This is a genomic window from Niallia sp. M35 (assembly GCF_050971705.1).
In the GTDB taxonomy this organism is placed as follows: domain Bacteria; phylum Bacillota; class Bacilli; order Bacillales; family Cytobacillaceae; genus Niallia; species Niallia circulans_A.
Map to the genome: position 1 here is coordinate 268,757 of NZ_JBPCEP010000004.1, position 21,343 is coordinate 290,099.

General features: G+C 36.1%; 23 protein-coding genes and 1 riboswitch. Of the genes, 21 read left to right on the forward strand and 2 right to left on the reverse strand.

All coding sequences use genetic code 11. The features are described 5' to 3' along the window. Positions 1 to 34: 34 nt before the first annotated feature. Entirely contained in the window at positions 35 to 307 is a 273-nt protein-coding gene (locus NiCM35_RS06960; RefSeq protein WP_095330478.1) for a hypothetical protein, read from the reverse strand. Positions 308 to 328: 21 nt separating this feature from the next. Continuing rightward, complete coding sequence (locus NiCM35_RS06965) at positions 329 to 463, reverse strand: YuzL family protein (RefSeq protein WP_082138326.1); 135 nt, start codon at positions 461 to 463, stop codon at positions 329 to 331. Positions 464 to 666: 203 nt separating this feature from the next. Here NiCM35_RS06965 and NiCM35_RS06970 point away from each other — a divergent pair, with 203 nt between their 5' ends. The 21 genes from NiCM35_RS06970 to NiCM35_RS07070 all read left to right on the forward strand — a co-directional run bounded on the left by NiCM35_RS06970 (position 667) and on the right by NiCM35_RS07070 (position 21,315). Then, a complete protein-coding gene (locus NiCM35_RS06970) occupies positions 667 to 3,039 on the forward strand; it encodes a 3-hydroxyacyl-CoA dehydrogenase/enoyl-CoA hydratase family protein (RefSeq protein WP_163187805.1) in 2,373 nt (790 codons plus the stop codon). Between the two features lie 50 nt (positions 3,040 to 3,089). Next, a complete protein-coding gene (locus tag NiCM35_RS06975; RefSeq protein ID WP_095330480.1) occupies positions 3,090 to 4,844 on the forward strand; it encodes an acyl-CoA dehydrogenase FadE in 1,755 nt (584 codons plus the stop codon). A gap of 253 nt (positions 4,845 to 5,097) precedes the next feature. After that, the gene (locus NiCM35_RS06980) at positions 5,098 to 5,454 is read left to right on the forward strand and encodes an arsenate reductase family protein (RefSeq protein WP_095330481.1); all 357 of its coding nucleotides are present in this window, start codon (positions 5,098 to 5,100) and stop codon (positions 5,452 to 5,454) included. 67 nt (positions 5,455 to 5,521) lie between these two features. Continuing rightward, positions 5,522 to 5,905, forward strand: a complete 384-nt coding sequence (gcvH, locus tag NiCM35_RS06985) for a glycine cleavage system protein GcvH (protein ID WP_095330482.1) — start codon at positions 5,522 to 5,524, stop codon at positions 5,903 to 5,905. A 228-nt stretch (positions 5,906 to 6,133) separates the two neighbouring features. Next, positions 6,134 to 6,487, forward strand: a complete 354-nt coding sequence (locus NiCM35_RS06990; protein ID WP_082138325.1) for a toprim domain-containing protein — start codon at positions 6,134 to 6,136, stop codon at positions 6,485 to 6,487. Then, positions 6,484 to 6,795, forward strand: coding sequence for a thioredoxin family protein (locus NiCM35_RS06995; protein ID WP_095330483.1), 312 nt, complete (start codon positions 6,484 to 6,486; stop codon positions 6,793 to 6,795). Before NiCM35_RS06990 ends, NiCM35_RS06995 begins: the two co-directional genes overlap by 4 nt. A gap of 205 nt (positions 6,796 to 7,000) precedes the next feature. Then, positions 7,001 to 7,339 carry an SCP2 sterol-binding domain-containing protein gene (locus tag NiCM35_RS07000; protein WP_433779026.1) on the forward strand — a complete coding sequence of 113 codons (339 nt, stop codon included), beginning with the start codon at positions 7,001 to 7,003 and terminating at the stop codon, positions 7,337 to 7,339. Positions 7,340 to 7,609: 270 nt separating this feature from the next. Beyond that, positions 7,610 to 7,715, forward strand: a riboswitch (SAM riboswitch). A gap of 147 nt (positions 7,716 to 7,862) precedes the next feature. Further along, positions 7,863 to 8,885: a methionine ABC transporter ATP-binding protein gene (locus tag NiCM35_RS07005; protein ID WP_095330485.1), complete on the forward strand. Its 1,023-nt coding sequence runs from the start codon at positions 7,863 to 7,865 to the stop codon at positions 8,883 to 8,885. Then, positions 8,882 to 9,550, forward strand: a complete 669-nt coding sequence (locus tag NiCM35_RS07010; protein ID WP_433779028.1) for a methionine ABC transporter permease — start codon at positions 8,882 to 8,884, stop codon at positions 9,548 to 9,550. The genes NiCM35_RS07005 and NiCM35_RS07010 overlap by 4 nt, the downstream gene beginning before the upstream one ends. 12 nt (positions 9,551 to 9,562) lie before the next feature. Beyond that, a complete protein-coding gene (locus tag NiCM35_RS07015) occupies positions 9,563 to 10,411 on the forward strand; it encodes a MetQ/NlpA family ABC transporter substrate-binding protein (RefSeq protein WP_249877975.1) in 849 nt (282 codons plus the stop codon). Positions 10,412 to 10,902: 491 nt separating this feature from the next. Next, positions 10,903 to 11,697, forward strand: coding sequence for a Fe-S cluster assembly ATPase SufC (gene sufC / locus NiCM35_RS07020; protein ID WP_433779031.1), 795 nt, complete (start codon positions 10,903 to 10,905; stop codon positions 11,695 to 11,697). A gap of 19 nt (positions 11,698 to 11,716) precedes the next feature. After that, positions 11,717 to 13,024 (forward strand): Fe-S cluster assembly protein SufD, encoded by a 1,308-nt coding sequence (gene sufD, locus NiCM35_RS07025; RefSeq protein ID WP_095330488.1) that lies wholly within the window; start codon positions 11,717 to 11,719, stop codon positions 13,022 to 13,024. Beyond that, positions 13,024 to 14,253: a cysteine desulfurase gene (locus tag NiCM35_RS07030; protein ID WP_095330489.1), complete on the forward strand. Its 1,230-nt coding sequence runs from the start codon at positions 13,024 to 13,026 to the stop codon at positions 14,251 to 14,253. Before sufD ends, NiCM35_RS07030 begins: the two co-directional genes overlap by 1 nt. Next, positions 14,243 to 14,680 carry a Fe-S cluster assembly sulfur transfer protein SufU gene (gene sufU, locus NiCM35_RS07035; RefSeq protein ID WP_095330490.1) on the forward strand — a complete coding sequence of 146 codons (438 nt, stop codon included), beginning with the start codon at positions 14,243 to 14,245 and terminating at the stop codon, positions 14,678 to 14,680. The genes NiCM35_RS07030 and sufU overlap by 11 nt, the downstream gene beginning before the upstream one ends. Before the next feature lie 39 nt (positions 14,681 to 14,719). Then, complete coding sequence (gene sufB / locus NiCM35_RS07040) at positions 14,720 to 16,117, forward strand: Fe-S cluster assembly protein SufB (RefSeq protein WP_095330491.1); 1,398 nt, start codon at positions 14,720 to 14,722, stop codon at positions 16,115 to 16,117. A 231-nt stretch (positions 16,118 to 16,348) separates the two neighbouring features. Then, a complete protein-coding gene (locus NiCM35_RS07045) occupies positions 16,349 to 17,353 on the forward strand; it encodes an ROK family transcriptional regulator (RefSeq protein WP_433779067.1) in 1,005 nt (334 codons plus the stop codon). 33 nt (positions 17,354 to 17,386) lie between these two features. Continuing rightward, positions 17,387 to 18,610, forward strand: a complete 1,224-nt coding sequence (locus NiCM35_RS07050) for an MFS transporter (protein ID WP_433779034.1) — start codon at positions 17,387 to 17,389, stop codon at positions 18,608 to 18,610. A 27-nt stretch (positions 18,611 to 18,637) separates the two neighbouring features. Then, a complete protein-coding gene (locus NiCM35_RS07055; protein WP_047942262.1) occupies positions 18,638 to 19,018 on the forward strand; it encodes a VOC family protein in 381 nt (126 codons plus the stop codon). A gap of 23 nt (positions 19,019 to 19,041) precedes the next feature. Further along, positions 19,042 to 19,602: a maltose acetyltransferase domain-containing protein gene (locus NiCM35_RS07060; protein ID WP_433779036.1), complete on the forward strand. Its 561-nt coding sequence runs from the start codon at positions 19,042 to 19,044 to the stop codon at positions 19,600 to 19,602. 24 nt (positions 19,603 to 19,626) lie between these two features. Next, a complete protein-coding gene (locus NiCM35_RS07065) occupies positions 19,627 to 20,424 on the forward strand; it encodes an HAD family hydrolase (protein ID WP_163187799.1) in 798 nt (265 codons plus the stop codon). A 132-nt stretch (positions 20,425 to 20,556) separates the two neighbouring features. Beyond that, positions 20,557 to 21,315: an IclR family transcriptional regulator gene (locus tag NiCM35_RS07070; RefSeq protein ID WP_123258148.1), complete on the forward strand. Its 759-nt coding sequence runs from the start codon at positions 20,557 to 20,559 to the stop codon at positions 21,313 to 21,315. The last annotated feature ends 28 nt before the right edge of the window (positions 21,316 to 21,343 follow it).

The following is a 21,343-nucleotide window of genomic DNA, read 5'->3' on the forward strand; positions in this document are numbered from 1 at the left end:
TTGAATAAACAATCACTAATTTTTTCGTTACAATCTATTGCTGTTGCTGTGCCATTGGCTGACTGTTAGCATCTAAGTGACTAAGTATTCTTTCATAGTGATGCTGATGCATTTGTCCACATTTTTCAAGCTGTGATTTAATCGTTGGATCTTGGGCATGTTGAGCAAAAAAATGCGCTTTTTTCATTGCTAGTAAATTCCAAGAAAGCATATCTGTTAAGTAAAGGGAATCTTTGACTGTTACCATAACAGGTGGTTTCATCATCATCCCGTTAGGTTGAGTCATATTATTTTGTTGTTGCTGCATCAAAATCTACCTCCTGTTAAACTATTGCTTTTTATATTGATTATTTTGACTGTTTACTTTTCCGCCACCATCTGTTTCAACTGTTGGACCAGCGTTGCCTTTTACACTTGCCGCACTAACTCCTGCTTTAGAAGGGTTCTTCTTAAGACGAGCCATTTATTTATACACCTCCCTTTACTCATTCCTTACTAGCATTTCCTATTTTTTTTATTTAATGAGTACACAGCATGGAGAAAAAACGAATAATTTGCCACAATTTTTGTTAAAAATTACGTCACTTGGACGTACAAAGAGTAATGGTGTGTTTTAGAGCCATTTGAATTCCATCAAATTTTAATACATTTTTTCAAGGAGGATGCATGGTGAAAGAGATAAAATCAGCTGCGGTTATTGGTTCTGGAGTTATGGGGGCAGCGATTGCAGCACAATTTCTTAATGCAGGAATTTCTACGGTTCTGCTGGATATTGTACCAACTAAGTTACTATCCGAAGAAATAGAAGCAGGACTGACATTAAAAGATGAGGTTGTGAGGAATCGATTTGGCAGGCTTGCTATTGAAAGAATGAAGTTAGAATCCCCAAGCCCGCTTACATCTTTAAATAATTTAGCGCAACTAACAATTGGGAATCTAGAAGATGATTTTGACTTATTAAGAGAATCGGATTGGATTGTAGAAGCAATTATTGAAGATATGCAAATAAAGAAGGAGCTCTTTAAAAAGATAGATCAATACCGTAAAAAAGGATCTATTATCAGTAGCAATACTTCTGGTATATCGATTAACCAGATGAAAGAAAATCTTTCTCCAGATTTTCAAGCACATTTTTTAGGTACACACTTTTTTAATCCACCCCGTTATATTAAATTACTTGAAATCATTCCTACTAAAGTTACCGCCCCAAATGTTGTAAAAACCATCAGTCAATTTGCGGAAGAAGAATTAGGAAAGGTAGTAGTAAAAGCGAATGATACTCCTAACTTCATTGCAAATAGGATTGGCTCCTTTGCTTTTTTAAATATTGTGAAAGAAATGATAAAGGAAGATTTAACAATCGAAGAAGTTGATCAATTAACAGGTCCACTAATTGGTCGTCCGAAAAGTGCCACCTTTCATACATTAGATATGGTTGGTTTAGATACTTTTTATCAAGTAATTCATAATATGCAAGGGAAAATGAATGATACAGAAGAAATAGAGATGTATCAAATTCCTGCTTTATTAGAAGAAATGCTCAAGAAAAAAATGTTGGGCAGAAAGGTGCAAAAGGGATTTTACCGAAAAACGGAAGAAGGGCTGCAAGTTCTTGATTATCATACGTGGACATACAAAAATTTGACTGGAACAAAAAAGAAAGCAGATCATCGATCGCTTCCTCTATTCTTAGAAGAAAAAAATCCAAAAGCACAATTTCTCTGGAAAGGAATAGCCCCATTTTTACTATATTCAGCCAAAATGGTTGGGGAGATTTCCGATTCTATTTATGAGATAGATCAAGCTGTTCAGTCTGGATTTAATTGGAGAAATGGGCCGTTTCGTTTATGGGATGAACTAGCACTAAAAGCTACAGTAGAACGAATGGAAAAAGATTCACGGGAGATACCTGGATGGATTAAAGAAATGTTGGATCAAGGATTTGAATCTTTTTATAAAGTGATTAATGGAGTAGAACATTATTACCATCAAGGAAAATATCTGCCAATTCCAAAAAGCGTGGACCAAATATGCATACAAGAATGGAAGAAGCAAAGAGGCGTGCTTCTTTCCAATGATGGAGCAAGTTTAATGGATATTGGAGACGGAGTATTATTACTGGAATTACACAGCTCCAATATGAGCATTGGAATGGACATTCTTGTGATGATTGATAAGGCGATCGAAAAAGTAGAGTTAGAAGCATATAAAGGACTGGTTATTGGCAGTGAAAAAAAGAACTTTAGTCTTGGGGCTAATTTAGCTTTAATGCTATTAGAAGCTCAAAATGAGGATAATGTAGAGCTGCAGATAGCCGTCCGCCGTTTTCAGCAAGCAATGAAGCGCATAAAATATTGCCAGAAGCCAGTTGTAGCTGCCCCTTATCAAAGAACATTAGGAGGAGGAGCAGAAATTTGTCTGGCGGCAAATAAGGTGCAAGCATCGTTAGAAACGTATCTTGGACTAGTAGAAACAGGGGTAGGCCTTATCCCTGGCGGTGGAGGAACAACAGCCTTATATTGCAATAAATGGAAGGAAAATCAACAACTTTTACCAGAAGAAATGCTGCAGCTTACTGCAGAAGTATTTCAGACCATTTTGACTGCTAAGGTAGCTACCTCTGCCGTTCAAGCGAAAGAACTAGGCTTCTTAACAGAGAGAGATGGGATAACTAATAATGATCGATTTTTATTAAGAGATGCTAAAAAAGCGGTTCTACAATTAGCGGATGAAAAGTTTCAAGCGGCTAAAAAAGAAAAGATTATGGTTACAGGTAAATTGGGTTATGACTTCTTAATGCAAGAAGTTGATAAGCTCAAAAAAATAGGTTTTATCTCCGAATATGATGCCGAGATTGCCAGCAATCTTGCTATAGTTCTTACTGGTGGCAGTGTAGAATTTGGTGCATTAGTGGAAGAGGACTATTTATTAAATTTAGAGAGAGAAGCGTTTATCCAATTAATACAACAGCAGGAGACGCAAAAAAGAATGCTCTATCTATTGCAAACAGGAAAACCATTAACGACGAAAAAGGAATAACATTTTTATCATAAAAATTAAGTGGTGGAGAAAGGAAGGATAGGATTACTATGCAAAAGGGTGGGAGTTTTTTAACGGAACAGGTCACCGCAGACGCAATTTTTACCCCAGAGGATTTTACAGAAGAGCATGAGATGATTGCAGAAATGACAAGTGAGTTTGTTCAGAAAAAAGTACTACCTCATTTGGCAGAGATGGAAAATCATCAATTTACAATAACAAAACAGCTGATGGAAGAGGCAGGGGAACTGGGTCTGTTAAGTTCAGATATCCCAGAACCATATGGCGGTTTGGGTTTAGATAAAATCAGTACAGCCATTATTTCAGAAAAAATGGCTGTTGCAGGCGGATTTTCTGTAACCCATGGGGCTCATATAGGGATTGGTTCATTACCAATTGTTTTATTTGGTAATAAGAAGCAGAAGGAAAAATATTTACCGGATTTAGCCGTTGGTAAAAAAATCGCCTCCTATGCGTTAACGGAGCCTTCAGCGGGATCCGATGCTCTTAGTATAAAAACAACAGCAGTTTTAAATAAGGAAGGGACACACTATTCACTTACTGGCGAAAAACAGTGGATTACCAATTCAGGAATTGCCGATATCTTTATCGTCTATGCAAAAGTAAACACAGAACATTTTACTGCATTTATTGTAGAAAAAGACTTTCCAGGTATTTCAATAGGGAAAGAAGAAAATAAATTAGGAATCAAGAGTTCTTCCACCTGCGCCGTTCGTTTTGATCAAGTAGAAGTACCAGTGGAAAATGTGTTAGGAGAGATTGGAAAAGGTCATTTAATCGCATTAAATATTTTAAATATTGGTCGCTATAAGCTTGGTCTGGGAGCAATTGGTGCTAGTAAAGAAGCATTAAAAAAGACGATTGCTTACACGGATAAGCGAGTGCAGTTTTCTGTTCCATTATCTCATTTTCCGCTTACGCTTGAAAAGTATGCAACAATGGCCTCCTATATTTATGCGGCAGAAAGCACTGTCTATCGTACAGCAGGATTACTGTCTACAGCAATGGATGAAGTAGATGCAGATATAGAATGGACGATAATGGCGAAAATCATAAATGAATATGTTATAGAGTGTAGCTTAAATAAAATTTTTGCATCGGAAGTATTAGATATGGTAGTAGATGAATGTGTGCAGCTACATGGTGGCAATGGATTTATGGAAGATTTTGATATCGCTAGAATGTATCGTGATTCACGTATCAACCGCATTTTTGAAGGAACAAATGAGATTAATCGCTTATTAATCCCTCCTACCTTGGCTAAAAAGAGTGTCAAAGGAGAAATCCCGTTATTGGCACTAGCAAAAATGACGGAAAAGGAAATGCTCTCCTTTCTACCGGAAGAGCCAGATGATAAGTTATTATCCCAAGAAAAGATGCTTCTTTCCAATACTAGAAAAATCAGTTACCTACTATTTGGAATGATGCTGAAAAAATATAAAGAAAAATTGGAAGAGCAGCAAGAGATAATGGTTAATCTAGCAAATATTTTTAATGCGGTATTTGCGATGGATTCTTGTATTCTAAGAACGGAAAAGGCAATGGGGAAAAATGAGCAAGAAGAAAAACAAAAAATATTATATACCGAAATATATTGCCAAGAGGCTTTTCAGCAAGTAATCACAGAGGCGATAGATACGTTAGCCTATATGCTAAGCGGTGATGAACTAAGATTAGCACTATCTGTATTAAAGAAATATACTAGATACACACCAAAGCCAATCATTGCAAGGAAAAGAGAGGCTGCCAAACATTTATTAACAGCTGGAGAGTATCTTGGGTAAGGCGTAATCATAAATAGTCAAACAGGTTCTTCTGAAATAAACGAATCAGAAGAACCTTCTTTTTAGTCAATCGAATGAGGGATTCACCTAGTTTGATTCTGTCGTAATCTATCCTACTTAAAGAAATAGCTGAAAAATGCAAGAAAGGAAATAACAGTTGGCACAAGTGGGCACTGATTGAAGTTTTACTTTATATCAAATTGTGATAATATTTAGTTGAATGTTTCAAAATACATAGATTATGGGTGATGGAATGAAAGTTACTTTTTATTGGTATCCAAAATGCTCAACTTGTCGCAAGGCGAAAAAGTGGCTGGATGAAAATCATGTGTCATATGAAGAAGTACATATTGTGGACAATCCTCCTTCTCGTGCGTTATTAGAGGATTTGTATAAAAAAAGTGGCCTTGAAATAAAGAAATTCTTCAATACTTCAGGTCAGAAATACAGAGATCTTGGATTAAAGGATAAAATAAAGGAAGCGTCGGATGAGGAATTATTAGATTTGCTTGCTTCTGATGGCATGTTAATTAAACGCCCTTTAACTACAGATGGAAATAAAGTAACATTAGGCTTTAAAGAAGAGATGTTTAAAGAAAGTTGGGCTTAAGCGACCTGCTTTTTTTAATAGTAACTCTGTTTAACAGAGTAAAAATGATAAATACGGAGGGGTTATAATGGCAGTACCAAAGGATTTGCGATATTCAAAAGAACATGAATGGGTAAAAGTTGAAGGAGATAACGCACGTGTAGGTATTACATATTTTGCACAATCTGAATTAGGCGATATCGTATTTGTTGAACTACCAGAAGTAGGCGATGAAGTAACAGCAAATGAACCTTTTGGAAGTGTGGAATCTGTTAAGACAGTTTCTGAATTATATGCTCCTATCAGCGGAAAAGTTGTTGAAGTTAACGAAGAGCTTAGTGACAATCCGGAATTTGTGAACGAATCTCCTTACGAAAAAGCATGGATGGTTGTTATTGAGCCAAGTGATAAAGCAGATATTGAGGAGCTTATGTCAGCAGAGCAATATGAAGAAATGACAAATGAAGGCTAATTGAATAGTATAGGATGGGATATAGATATTCCAACCATTTATAAATCCAAACAGGTATATGGAGATGTTAAAAAAAATTTCCGTATACTTGTTTGGTTTTTTTATTGTTAGGAGAATATATAGGGCAATATGTCTTTCCTATCACCGATATATACCAGAAAACCTACTTCTTTCTCTTCCTGTTTGAATATGTTAAAGTAAATGAAATAACTCCTTTAGGTGATCAATATGAAAAAAGTAATCATTGTGGAAGGTAAATCAGACAAACAAAAAGTAGAGAAGATTGTGCGTGAACCAGTCGATATTATTTGCACGAATGGAACAATTGGAGTTTCAAAGCTGGATGAATTACTAGACGAGCTAATGGATAAAGATGTGTATATCTTAGTGGATGCTGATAAGTCAGGAGATAAGATAAGAAAACAGTTTAAACGAGAACTTCCGGAAGCAGAATTCCTTTATATAGATCGCAAATATAAAGAAGTTGCTGCCTCTCCTGAATGTCACTTAGCAACCCTATTATTACAAGCTGATATTGAGATTGAAGCAAAATATTTAGATACAAGGATGAATGGATTATGATAGATTGGAACCTCGATCAATGGGAGAAGCAAGTAAAGGATACAGACGCTGCCTTTCTTTACTTGTATACTCCTCTTTGCGGTACGTGTATGGTTGCATCAAAAATGTTGACAGTATTGCATACAATGAAGCCAGAGTTGAATTTAGGAAAAATGGATTTAAATTATGCCCCCGGTTTAGCAGCAAAATATGAGGTAGAAAGTGTTCCCTGTCTAGTTATTATGGAAAAGGGGGAGTTAAAAGAAAAAGTATATCGCTTTGAATCAGTCCCTCATTTAGTAGAAGTTATCCAAAACTATATAAAATAGGCAGGACATGGACATTTTCATGAAAGGGCTATATTAGTGTGCCAATTCCATAAACGGATGCTGCCCTTAAAAAGCTAGCATGGTTAAAAGCATCAATCGCCTTTTTTATAAAGATTACTTTTAAAAAAGGTTTTTTTCTGCTGCTGCAAGAATAAGTAATATAAGATTGTTCGGCAGAAAGTAGGAGATGCTTTTGCAGGATTGGATGAAATGTTTTGTAGAAAAGCTGAATCGGAAAGAATCGTTAAAACCATTATTACGAAACGCTTCGCTTTCCTTAGTGTTAACATGTCAAAATGAGTCCTATTATATGGAGCTTAATAACAATCGCTTTTCATGGAGAAGGATGAAGGGGGAGGATAATCCAGATATATGGTTAACGGGGGATATGACTAGTATTAGCCTCGTTATGGAAGGCGAGATTCTTCTTAGAGAAGCGAAAAAGAATGGATCTATTCAATTAGAAGGCTCCTTAAGGAAAATCCTCTTACTTGAATCTGTGTTTTTCTTAAGCCATTCACGTTCAGTTCCCCACACTGGATAAAAGGAAGGGAATAGTTTTGTTGTTTACCTGGAATCCGCCTTTGCTAACAAAAAGTGAAGTGTATTTCGGGTTATTTTTTTGAAGGGATTTGCCCCAAATTCGATTTAAATCCAAGTTTTCTCATTGAATTAATTATGTCAGAAAATCTTCCTTTTTTAATTGAAAATTCAGAAAAGAAATTATGTTAAAAAAGGTGTTGACAGTCATTTCGGGAAGTGGTAAATTACATCTATCATATTAACGATTTTTACATTTCATATAAATAATGAACTCTTATCAAGAGAGGTGGAGGGATGTGCCCTATGAAACCCGGCAACCGTCAGTATACTGAAACGGTGCCAATTCACACAAAGCGTTAGGCTTTGATAGATGAGAGAAAGGGATATTATTCATAATAAAAACCTTTCTGCTCTTCTTGCAGAAAGGTTTTTTTGTTATCTGGAATGATATGATATGCTTTGTTAAAAGCTATTTTAATATAGTGAACGATAGAGTGATTTTAAAAAAGAAGTAGGTGAACACATTGATTAATGTAAACTCAGTAAAAAAGATATACTCCTCAAGAAGTGGGAAGGTCACTGCGGTTGATCACGTGGATTTAACCATCGATTCAGGAGAGATATTTGGGATAATCGGATATAGTGGTGCAGGTAAAAGTACATTAATCAGAATGTTGAACGGATTGGAGATTCCTACTGCTGGAAGTGTGTCGGTTGCAGGTCATGAAGTTTCTACAATAAAAGGAAGTAAACTTCGTAAGGCGAGACAAGAAATCAGTATGATATTTCAACATTTTAATCTGCTATGGTCAAGAACCGTAAAAGAAAATATTGCTTTTCCTTTAGAAATAGCAGGCGTAAAAAAATCAGCAAGAGATAAGAAGGTATTAGAGCTCATCAAGCTGGTTGGATTAGAAGGACGAGAAGATGCTTATCCTTCTCAATTAAGTGGTGGGCAGAAACAGCGGGTTGGGATAGCAAGAGCACTTGCTAGTGATCCGAAAGTACTTCTCTGTGATGAAGCAACCTCAGCATTGGATCCACAAACAACAGATGCCATCTTAGATTTATTAGTAGACATTAATAAACGTCTTGGTCTAACAATTGTATTGATTACCCATGAAATGCACGTTATTCGCAAGATTTGTCATCGAGTGGCAGTGATGGAAGACGGGAAAGTAGTAGAAACAGGACCGGTGATTGATGTCTTTAAGCAGCCAAAGAAAGAAATTACGAAACGGTTTGTTCAACAAGTAATTGAACCAGAAGAGGCGAAAGATACGATTGAACACTTAATAGCGCAATATAAAACAGGCAGCATTGTCATGCTGGGATTTGTCGGCGAAAGTGCTGAACAGCCTGTCATCACTAATCTCATTCGGACTTTTGCGGTTTCTGTGAATATCATTCAAGGGAAAATTTCCCCGACACAGCATGGATCCTATGGAACATTATATATTCATTTAGATGGAGAGAAGCAAGAAATAGAAAAAGCTATTCAATATCTTCATGCGCAAGAAATTAGTGTGGAGGTGATTGAAGGATGATGGAAAGATTATTGCCAAATGTAGATTGGGAAATAATGTGGAATGCCACGAAAGAGACCTTATTTATGACTGGATTCTCGATTATTTTTACTTTTATACTTGGAATTATACTTGGAATTACGCTGTTTTTAACAGATAAAGGGAATATGTGGAATAATGTATTTTTAAATAGAATCATCAGTGCAGTCGTGAATATTTTCCGATCCATTCCTTTTATTATTTTATTAGTTCTATTAATCCCGCTAACGACTTTGCTAATCGGAACAATGATTGGACCGAAAGCGGCGTTGCCTTCCTTAATCATAGGTGCTGCTCCGTTTTATGCAAGACTTGTGGAAATTGGTCTTCGAGAAGTGGATAAAGGTGTTATTGAAGCGGCAAAGTCAATGGGAGCAAAACCAACCACTATTATCTTTAAAGTTCTTTTGCCTGAATCTATGCCAGCACTTGTTTCAGGAATTACGGTAACTACCATTGCACTAGTAGGATCAACCGCAATGGCTGGAATAATTGGTGCCGGAGGGCTTGGGAATTTAGCTTATTTACAAGGATTTCAACGGGGTAATGGTGATGTGACGCTTGTTTCAACTGTTATTATTTTAATCATTGTTTTTATTATCCAATTTATTGGTGATTTTATAACAAAAAAAATAGACAAAAGATAAGGAGAAAAACACATGAAAAAATTATTGTCTTTACTGATTGCATTAACATTTATATTTGTTCTTGCGGCATGCGGCAGCTCTAATGATGATAGCAAGGAAAACGGCGGTTCTAACACTGACAAAGGATCAACTAAATTAGTAGTAGGTGCTTCCAATGTACCACATGCTGAAATTTTGGAAAAAGCAAAACCAATTTTGAAAGAAAAGGGAATTGATTTAGAGATCAAAACGTTCCAAGATTATGTATTGCCAAATAAAGCTTTAGAATCAAAAGAAATTGACGCAAACTATTTTCAGCATATTCCATACTTGAACCAACAAATTAAAGAAAATGGTTATGATTTTGTAAATGCTGGTGGAATTCATATTGAGCCGATGGCTGTTTTCTCTAAGAAATATAAGAGTTTAGATGAGCTTCCGGATGGAGCAACCATTATTTTTAGTAACTCTGTTGCTGAACATGGCCGTGTACTGTCTCTTTTAGAAAAAGGTGGATTAATTAAGCTTAAAGATGGAATTGATAAAGTAAATGCAAAGATTGAAGATATTGCGGAAAATCCGAAAAATGTTAAATTAAAAGCAGATTATGAGCCAGCGTTACTTCCACAAATTTTTAATAATAATGAAGGGGATGCAGTTGTTATTAATGCCAACTATGCATTAGATGCTGGCTTAAACCCTGTGAAAGATTCTATTGAAATCGAAGGAAGCGAATCTCCATATGCGAATATCATTACTGTTCGTAAAGGAGACGAAAAGCGTGAAGATATTAAAACTTTAGTAGAAGTACTGCATTCTAAAGAAATTCAAGATTTCATTAATAAAGAGTATAAAGGTGCAGTTGTACCAGTTAGTGAATAATAAGTAAGAAGATGTTCCTATAAAAGATTAAACATATAGTATATATCCAATTGAGAATTAAGTTGATTCTAGTAATAATGGATATAGCATGTGTAGAAGTCTTTATAGGAACATTTTTTATTTTTGTATGATCAAATAATATTTAGCGGAATCGTCTTCCAATAAGTACTAGGGCTAAATTTATTTCGTGTATAAATACTAAAACGAAACTATTCAAGTGAATATATTTTTGAGTCTATCGTTATCGTTTATGCCAGTGAATTGTTCGGGACCGTAATAAGGAGAGAAATTATTTTAAAGAAAGCAAACTCATGCGAAATTATAAGGAATCAAGCGTATTTATTTGTTTCATGCGAATTTTCCTTATTGAACGGGAAGCAATAGGTTGCTATCAGATTTTATTTGTTATAAGATTAGAATGATAATAAATTGATAATGAAGTTTCGACAATTTTGTGAACAAAACTTCTTTTTACTATGGAGGTATATAATATGAGTCAACCTAAATTAGTCATTAATGATTTACATGTTTCAATCGAAGAAAAAGAAATTATTAAAGGTCTTAACTTAGAAATAAAGGGTGGAGAAATTCACGCAATCATGGGGCCAAACGGAACGGGTAAATCAACATTATCTTCTGCAATCATGGGTCACCCAAAGTATGAAGTAACAAGCGGTGATGTAAGTCTTGATGACGAAGATGTATTAGAAATGGAAGTAGATGAGCGCGCGCGTGCAGGTCTATTTTTAGCTATGCAATACCCAAGTGAAATTAGTGGTGTAACAAATGCTGACTTCTTACGTTCTGCTTTAAACAGCCGTTTAGGTGAAGGGAATGAAATTTCCTTAATGAAATTTATCCGTAAAATGGATGATAACATGGATTACCTAGAAATGGATCCAGATATGGCACAACGTTACCTAAATGAAGGCTTCTCTGGCGGGGAGAAGAAACGTAATGAAATTCTTCAATTAATGATGTTGAATCCAAAAATTGCGATCTTAGATGAAATCGATTCTGGTTTGGATATCGATGCATTGAAAGTTGTTTCAAAAGGAATTAACAAAATGCGTGAAGAGCGTAAAGAAGAGTTCGGCTGCTTAATTATCACTCACTACCAACGTTTATTAAACTACATTACTCCTGACTACGTTCATGTAATGATGCAAGGTCGTATTGTTAAATCTGGTGGACCTGAGCTTGCTCAACGCTTAGAAGCAGAAGGATATGACTGGATTAAAAAAGAGCTTGGTATTGAAGACGAAACTGTTGAACAAGAAGCGTAATTGTTAGGAGGATTGACCAATGACAACGGATATTAAATTACCATTTGACCAAGAGTATCTTTCCTCTTTTTCGAAAGATATGAATGAACCTTCTTGGCTGACAGAGCTGCGTGTAAATGCTTTACAACAAGCAGACGCTCTTCCAATGCCAAGACCGGACAAAACCAATATTAAAAACTGGAACTTTACCCAATTTGAAAAGCATATTGTAAGCAGTGAAGATTTTTCAGATGTAAGTGATTTACCGGAACAAGTAAAAGCACTAATCGATTTAGAAAAAAATAAAACACTTTATATCCAAAGAAATAACCGTCCAACTTTCTTAGCTGTTTCTAATGAATTAAAAGAAAGCGGCGTTATTTTCACTGATATTTTTACAGCTGCAAGAGAATATAGTGACTTACTGCAAAAATACTTTATGAAAGATGCTGTAAAGATAGATGAGCATAAATTAACGGCTTTACATGCGGCTCTTTTAAATGGTGGAGTATTCTTATATGTTCCTAAGAACGTAGTAGTGGAAGAACCAATTCAATCCATTTTCTTACATGATGACAAAGAAGCGAACCTTTTTAACCATGTTATTGTAGTGGCTGAAGATAATAGCTCTGTTGTTTATGTAGAAAACTATGTTTCTACTGTGGATCCTGAAGAAGCAGTATTCAATATTGTGACAGAAGTAATTGCCAATGCCAATGCAAAAGTTCAATATGGTGCTGTTGATAATCTAGCGCATGGTGTTACTACGTATGTAAATCGCCGTGGTGTTGCAGGTCGTGATGCTAAAATTGAATGGGCATTAGGCTTCATGAATGACGGTAATACGATTTCTGATAATACAACATACTTGATGGGTGATGGCTCATATGGCGATACGAAGTCTGTAGTAGTTGGACGAGGCGATCAAAAACAAAACTTCACTACGAAAGTAGTTCATTATGGTAAGAGCTCTGAAGGTTATATCTTAAAGCATGGTGTAATGAAGGATAAAGCTTCTTCCATCTTTAACGGAATTGGTAAAATTGAGCATGGTGCAACGAAAGCAAACGCGGAGCAAGAATCTCGTGTTCTAATGTTAAGCGAAAAGGCTAGAGGCGATGCGAACCCAATTCTATTAATTGATGAAGATGATGTAACGGCAGGACATGCAGCATCAGTTGGTAGAGTAGATCCTTTACAATTGTATTACTTAATGAGCCGTGGTATTCCACAACATGAAGCAGAAAGATTAGTTATTCATGGTTTCTTAGCTCCTGTGGTAGAACAATTGCCAATTGAAGGTGTGAAAAAGCAATTAGTTGAGGTAATTGAAAGGAAAGTAAGATAATGGATAGCAAACATATTCGTTCTTACTTCCCAATTTTAAACCAAGAAGTCAACGGACATCCATTGGTTTATCTTGATAGTGCAGCTACCTCTCAAAAGCCAGTTCAGGTAATTGAAACAATCGAGAACTACTATCGAGAATATAATTCCAATGTTCATCGTGGTGTTCATACCTTAGGCACTAGAGCGACAGATGCTTATGAAGGAGCAAGGGAAAAGGTGAGAAAGTTTATCTCTGCTTCTTCCATCGAGGAAATTATTTTTACTCGTGGTACGACAACGGCGCTGAATACAGTTGCACAAAGCTATGCGATGGAAAATGTAAAAGAGGGGGATGAAATAGTCATTACCCCGATGGAGCATCATAGTAATATTATTCCTTGGCAGCAAGTTGCCAAAAAAACAGGAGCAACACTTAAATATTTGCCACTGCAAGCAGATGGAACAATTGCCCTTGTTGATGTTGAAAATACAATCACCCCAGCTACAAAAGTAGTTTCCATTGCCTATGTTTCAAATGTTCTAGGGGTTATCAATCCAATAAAGGAAATAGCAGCTATTGCTCATAAAAATGGAGCTGTGCTCGTTGTAGATGCTGCACAAGGAGCTCCACATGTAAAAATCGATGTGCAAGATTTGGATTGTGATTTCCTTGGATTCTCTGGACATAAAATGTGTGGTCCAACAGGAATTGGGGTACTTTATGGAAAGAAACAACTTTTAGAAAATATGGAGCCAATTGAATTTGGTGGAGAAATGATTGATTTCGTCGGATTATATGAGTCAACTTGGAAAGAACTCCCATGGAAGTTTGAAGCTGGAACACCAATCATTGCAGGGGCCATCGGTTTAGGTGCAGCCATTGATTTTCTCGAAGAAATTGGCTTGGAGAATATAACCGAACATGAGCATAAATTGGCAGCATATGCGATGGAGAAAATGTCTTCTATTAATGGTTTAACTATTTATGGACCGCAAAACGCAAATAACCGCGCTGGCGTGATCACCTTTAATATTGAAGATGTTCATCCACATGATGTTGCAACAGTATTAGATGCTGAAGGAATTGCCGTACGTGCAGGACATCACTGTGCACAACCATTAATGAAATGGCTAAATGTTTCTGCAACCGCTCGAGCAAGCTTTTATCTTTATAATTCAGAAGAAGATGTAGATAAGCTTGTGGAAGGGATTGGCAAGACAAAGGAGTATTTTAGCGATGTCTTTTAATAACTTAGATTCACTTTATAGAAGTGTAATTATGGATCACTATAAAAACCCTCGGAACAAAGGAGTTCTTGAAGGCAGTTTGACTGTCAACATGAATAACCCTACTTGCGGGGACCGCATCCTTCTTACAATGAAAATTGAAGATGGAATTGTCGCAGACACAAAATTCGATGGAGAAGGTTGTTCCATCAGCATGTCTTCTGCATCCATGATGACACAAGCGATTAAAGGGAAAACAGTCGAACAAGCGTTAAAAATGTCTGAGTCATTCTCTGAAATGATTCAAGGCAAAGACTACCCAGATGATATGGACTTGGGGGATATTGAGGCACTTCAAGGTGTTAGTAAATTCCCAGCAAGAATTAAATGTGCAACATTAGCTTGGAAGGCTATGGAAAAAGGCGTAAATGAAGGATTAGATTCATAATTTACTACCAAGGTTGCATGTAGAATGGAGGAAAATGAAATGGCAAAAAAGATGCCCGAAATTGGGGATTATAAATATGGATTTTCAGATAAAGACGTTTCTATCTTTCGTTCTAAACGTGGATTAACGAAAGAAATCGTTGAAGAAATTTCAAAAATGAAGGCTGAACCACAATGGATGCTAGACTTCCGTTTGAAAGCGTTAGAGCATTTTTATAAAATGCCAATGCCACAATGGGGCGGTGATCTGTCTGCTTTAAACTTTGATGAAATTACGTATTATGTAAAGCCATCAGAGAAAACTGAAAGATCTTGGGATGAAGTTCCAGATGAAATCAAACAAACATTTGATAAGCTTGGTATTCCAGAAGCTGAGCAAAAATACTTAGCAGGTGTATCTGCTCAGTATGAATCTGAGGTTGTTTATCATAATATGCAGGAAGATCTTGAGAAAATGGGAATTGTCTTCAAAGATACAGACTCTGCATTAAGAGAAAATGAAGATATTTTCCGTGAGCATTGGGCAACTGTTATTCCACCTACGGATAATAAGTTTGCTGCTTTAAACTCAGCTGTATGGTCTGGTGGATCTTTCATTTATGTTCCCAAAGGAATTAAAGTAGACACACCATTACAAGCATATTTCCGTATTAACTCTGAAAATATGGGACAATTTGAAAGAACGTTAATCATCGTGGATGAGGGCGCAAGTGTACATTATGTAGAAGGTTGTACAGCACCAGTTTATACTACGAACTCTCTTCATAGTGCGGTTGTTGAAATCATTATAAAAAAAGATGCATATTGCCGTTATACAACGATTCAAAACTGGGCAAACAATGTATACAATCTAGTAACAAAGCGTGCAGTTTGTGATGCGAATGCTACCATGGAATGGATCGATGGAAATATTGGTTCTAAATTAACAATGAAATACCCTGCTGTCATCTTAAGAGGTGAGGGAGCAAGAGGAATGACGTTATCTATCGCTCTTGCTGGTAAGGGACAACACCAAGATGCTGGAGCAAAAATGCTTCACTTAGCTCCAAATACATCATCTACAATTGTTTCTAAGTCTATTTCGAAACAAGGCGGAAAAGTAACATATCGCGGTATCGTTCACTTTGGACGTAAAGCAGACGGTGCTCGTTCTAATATCGAATGCGATACATTAATTATGGATAATAAATCTACTTCTGATACAATTCCTTATAATGAAATTTTAAATGATAATATTTCATTAGAGCACGAAGCAAAAGTTTCAAAAGTATCAGAAGAACAATTATTCTACTTAATGAGTAGAGGTATTTCAGAAGAAGAAGCAACAGAAATGATCGTAATGGGCTTTATCGAGCCATTTACAAAAGAATTACCAATGGAATATGCAGTAGAGATGAACCGTTTGATCAAGTTCGAAATGGAAGGCTCTATCGGTTAATATATCCAGTTAAGAAGGCGAACCATTGAGGTTCGTCTTTTTTTATTTTTGTTAGGAAGAAAACGTTTTTAGCTGCATAAAAACTATATTGCATTCCCAAAAGTAGTGTGTTATATTAGCCTCAAGCACTTATTAAAGTAGTTTAATAAGTTTTATTTTGTTCACTTATTAAATATCTTTAATAAGTTGAATCGAAAGGAGGGGAATAAAGTGGATGCAACTCCCAAATCTATGAAAATTATTATCCAACAAAATATTCGTCAATTTCTTTTAGCCCATGGAAGTGCTACGAAGGTGGAGCTGAGTGATAAATTAGGAATTAGTTTTCCTACTATTAGCAAATTTACGGCACAGATGGAAGAGGATGGAGAATTACTATCAGCGGGTTTAGATGATTCGAGTGGCGGCAGACGAGCAAAGCGGTATACATATAATCCTGAATATATGTTAGGGTTAGCCATTTTTTTAGAGAAGACCGAAACCAATTATATTGTGTTTAACTGCCTGGGAGAAGAGAAGGAGACTGGTAAAATTTCCAGTGCGTTAAAGGATGACAATGTAAAATTACTGATCGAGTATGTGGAAGCGTTACAAATGCAATATCCAAAGATTAGCTCTATTTCTATTGGGGTGCCTGGTTCGGTTGATAATGGACGAATCATTTACAGTCCTGATTATGAATATCTTCATGATTTTGATTTAAAGGGATACTTAGAAAATTATTTTTCGATCCCCGTGGTCATTGAAAATGATATGAATGCAGCAGTATTAGGTTATCAAGATCAGCAGGAGAAAAAGAACGATAAATCACTTGTTTATCTCTATTCTGGCCAAAATGGTCCAGGAGCTGGAATTATCGTAAATGGAAAGATTGTACGAGGGAGTACTAATTTTGCAGGGGAAGTATCCTTTGTACCGCAATATAATAACCGAAACTTTGGACAGACCTTTACAAATGGAAAAGTATTCTTTTCAAAGGAAGATGAAGTTGATGCCATAAGTAGACTAATTGCTTCCTTTGTGGCAATTATTAACCCGCATGCGGTTATTTTCTGTGATGATGAAGTCACTCAAACCACAATAAACCATATCAAACAACAAAGCTCCACCTATATTCCGGCAGAACATCTTCCTGAATTTAGAATGAGTGACTGGAAGCAAGATTATTTATATGGATTACAACGACTTGGACTCGATTTAATCATTACAGGAATAAGTAGTAAAACAAATGAATAGTTTGCAAAATGCTTACAGAGTGGGGGTTAACTATTGGCGACATTTTTTTTAGTAATCATCTATTTGGCTTTTATCAGTTTAGGTTTGCCAGATTCTTTATTGGGAGTGTCATGGTCTTTAATGCAAGTGGAATTTAAGGCACCCCTTGAAACTGCAGGAGTACTTTTTATGACAATTGCAGGGGGGACGATCATATCCAGCTTTATTAGCGGTACGGTGCTGAAAAAATTTGGAACTGGAATGGTTACATTTGTAAGCTGCTTTATGACAGCGGGAGCTCTATTAGGGTTTCATTTCGCGCCATCGATTGTATGGCTGTTCATTTTTGCCATCCCGCTGGGCTTAGGTGCAGGTGCTGTAGATACAGGTTTAAACAACTATGTAGCAAGCCATTACAAGGCGCATCATATGAGTTGGCTTCATTGTTTTTGGGGAGTTGGAGCTACGCTTGGACCAATTATTGTGGCTCAGTTTATATCTAGAGATAATTCTTGGCGAAGTGGTTATTTTGCCATCGCAAGCATTCAATTTATTCTAGTTGTCATTTTGCTTTTCACACTTCCCTTATGGAAAAAGATAGAAAAAGTCCCTAAACAGGTGCACGAAAATAAAATAGAAGAGTCCACTAGTACATTGGATGAAGCATATTTGGAAAATCAAAAACCTTGGCAAATAAGAGGGGTTAAGCTAGCTTTACTTGCATTTTTATTTTACTGCGGGGCGGAAGCAGCAGTTGGGCTTTGGGGAAGCAGCTTCCTCGTAAATGTTAAAAATTTATCGATAGATGTAGCAGCCAAATGGGTTTCCGTGTTTTATGCAGGAATAACCATTGGAAGATTTATTACAGGCTTTATTACATTAAAAATGAGTAATCAAAGATTGATAAGATGGGGACAAATAATTGCGTTAGTTGGGGCCATTCTATTATTTTTGCCATTCCCTGTTCTTTTTTCACTGGCAGGCTTTATTATGATTGGTTTAGGTTTAGCACCGATATTTCCATGTATGCTGCATGAAACACCACTACGTTTTGGACAGAAGCATTCCCAAACCATAATGGGGTATCAAATGGCTATTGCCTATACAGGCAGTACCTTTCTTCCTCCCATTCTCGGATATGCTGCAGCCAAATCAACAATAGGAATTTTCCCTTTTGTTATTGCAGGATTTATTGCCATTATGCTATGGGGATCGGAAAGGTTAAATGGAGTATTGCATAAAAAAGAGATAAAAAGGGATACAGCCCGTGTAATTTAAGCTAATTAAAGAAGGAGTGACAGGAACATGAAAATAGAACATGTTGCAATATGGGTGAAAGATTTAGAAGGAATGAAGACATTTTATACAACCTATTTTGGTGGGAGAGCAAATTCGAAATATCAAAATAGAGAAAAGAAATTTGAATCCTATTTTATATCGTTCAAGGAAGGAGCTCGCTTAGAACTTATGCGGAAAGCTGGGATCGATAAGGATGATTCAAATGATAGAGTTGGCTGGGCGCATATTGCTATTTCATTAGGAAGTGAAGAAGCAGTTAATCAACTGACGGAACGATTGCAAAAGGATGGTTATTTGTTAGTTAATGGGCCTCGTCTAACAGGGGACGGCTATTATGAAAGTGTGATAGAAGATCCGGAAGGAAACCTTTTAGAGTTGACGGTTTAATGTGGATAGAAAGGAATGAAAAAGTGAAAACAGAAAAAGAAAAAATGGTAAATGGAGACTTCTATAATCCAGCAGATCCAGAATTAATAAAGGATAGAAATAATGCGCGAAAGCTAACAAGAATATTTAATGAATCCATTGAAACAGAAGACAATATTCGGTCCGTCCTATTAAAACAATTATTTGGTTCCACAGGAACTAATATATTCATAGAACCAACCTTTCGTTGTGACTATGGATATAACATCCATGTAGGGGAAAACTTCTTTGCTAATTTTGATTGTGTGTTTTTGGATGTTTGTGAGATTAGAATTGGGGATAATTGCTTCATCGCCCCAGGAGTACATATTTATACAGCGACACATCCTTTAAATGCTCAAGAAAGAATAGCAGGAATTGAGTACGGAAAACCGGTGAATATCGGAAATAATGTCTGGATGGGAGGAAGAGCAGTTATCAATCCAGGGGTAAGCATTGGAAATAATGTGGTGGTTGCATCTGGTGCAGTTGTAACAAAGGACGTACCAGATAATGTTGTTATTGGTGGAAATCCAGCAAGAATTTTAAAAAAAATAGTTGAGTAGAATAGGAGAGTTGGAGGAAAGCGAATGATTAAATTAGTGCTGACAGACATGGATGGAACATTTTTAAATAATAATGGGGATTTTGACCGAGAATTGTTCAAAGAAGTAAAGAATCTAATGAAAGAAAAGGGTGTAGCTTTTGCACCTGTTACTGGTAAGCAATGTGAACGGGTTGAAGAATTATTTGGTGAAGATGCGAAAGATATGTGGATTCTAGGGGATAGCGCCACCCGCATCAAGCATAATGGTAAATTTGTTTATGAATCGCTGATAAGCAATGAATTGGGTCAAGCGATTATTCAGTTGCTAGAGGAAATCAGTCTAAATCATACTATTATTGCTTGTACGAGAAGTGGTGCAGTTATAAAGGATAGCGTTATCCCAGAAGAAGTTGCTATTGTAAGAAAATCTTATACACAAGTGAGAAAAGTATCAGACTTTAAAGAAATAACAGAAGATTTCGTGAAGATAACAATTCATGATTCAGAGCTTAAATGTTTTGAAACAAGAGAAAAATTATCATCCTTTTTCGAATCTGCTTATATTGTAGCATCTGAGGCAGCTTGGATTGATATAGCCAATGTAAATGTTCATAAAGGGACAACAGTCGAGCATTTGCAACAATTATTAAATGTTACCCCTGAAGAAACAATGGCATTTGGCGATAGCTATAATGACATAGAACTTATGAGTCGCAGTATATATAGTTTTGCTGTTCGGAATGCCGTAAAGGAATTAAAAGAGACAGCTAATTTCATCACTCGCTCAAATGAAGAAGATGGTGTAATGAGAACAATCATTCAACTGTTATCTCTTTTATAGATGGGAGATAGAACCAATCTGTTTTGATAAAAAATGACAAGAAGTGAATTCTAAATATGATTTTAGGAAGAGAAGACTTTTCATTTCTCCTCTTTTCGTATATAATTTCTTTATTGGAAAAGAGGGTGTATAATGGAGAAAACAAAACCTTATGGGACTGTTCTATTAAGAGCTGCAAAAATTATGGATTATCTCTCAGAAAATCCTAATCAAACATTGCAGAACATTGCTCAAAACACAGAGATGACAACTTCAACTACTTTGAAAATATTGGACACTTTATTGTTAATTGGCTTTGTTAGTAGAGATAAAAATAAAAATTATCGATTAGGATCTAAACTTATTCGATATGCCAATCAAGGTGTGGATCAGCTGGACTTAGTAGAGCTGACATTGCCTTATTTAGAAAAACTGCAAAAGTTAATTGATGAAACCATTCATTTAGGTGTACTTGTTGATAATGAAATTTTATATGTAAACAAGCTAGAGGCTAAACATCAGACAATAAGAATGTCTTCAAGGGTTGGGATAACAAGGCCCTTGTACAGTTCAGCAATGGGGAAGGCGGTTCTTGCAGAGCTGGAAGAAGAAGAATATTTAAATTACCTTAAAACAACTCCTTTAGTTCCATTTACAGAGCATACAATAACCAACTCTTTAAAGCTTGCATCAGAATTACAGAAAGTGGGAGAGACTGGTATTGCTTTTGATGACGAAGAAATGGAGAAGGATATCTTCTGTATTGGAGCATCTTTAAAAAAAGATGGAAAAATCATTGGAGCATTTAGTGTAAGCATGCCGAAATATCGGCTTACAGAAGAATTTAAAAAACAAATAATAAAGGCTATCGTCGAAACGAAAAATGAGATAATGCAAGTTGTGACTCATTAAATCGTTTCGGCGATTTTTTTTATTTAAT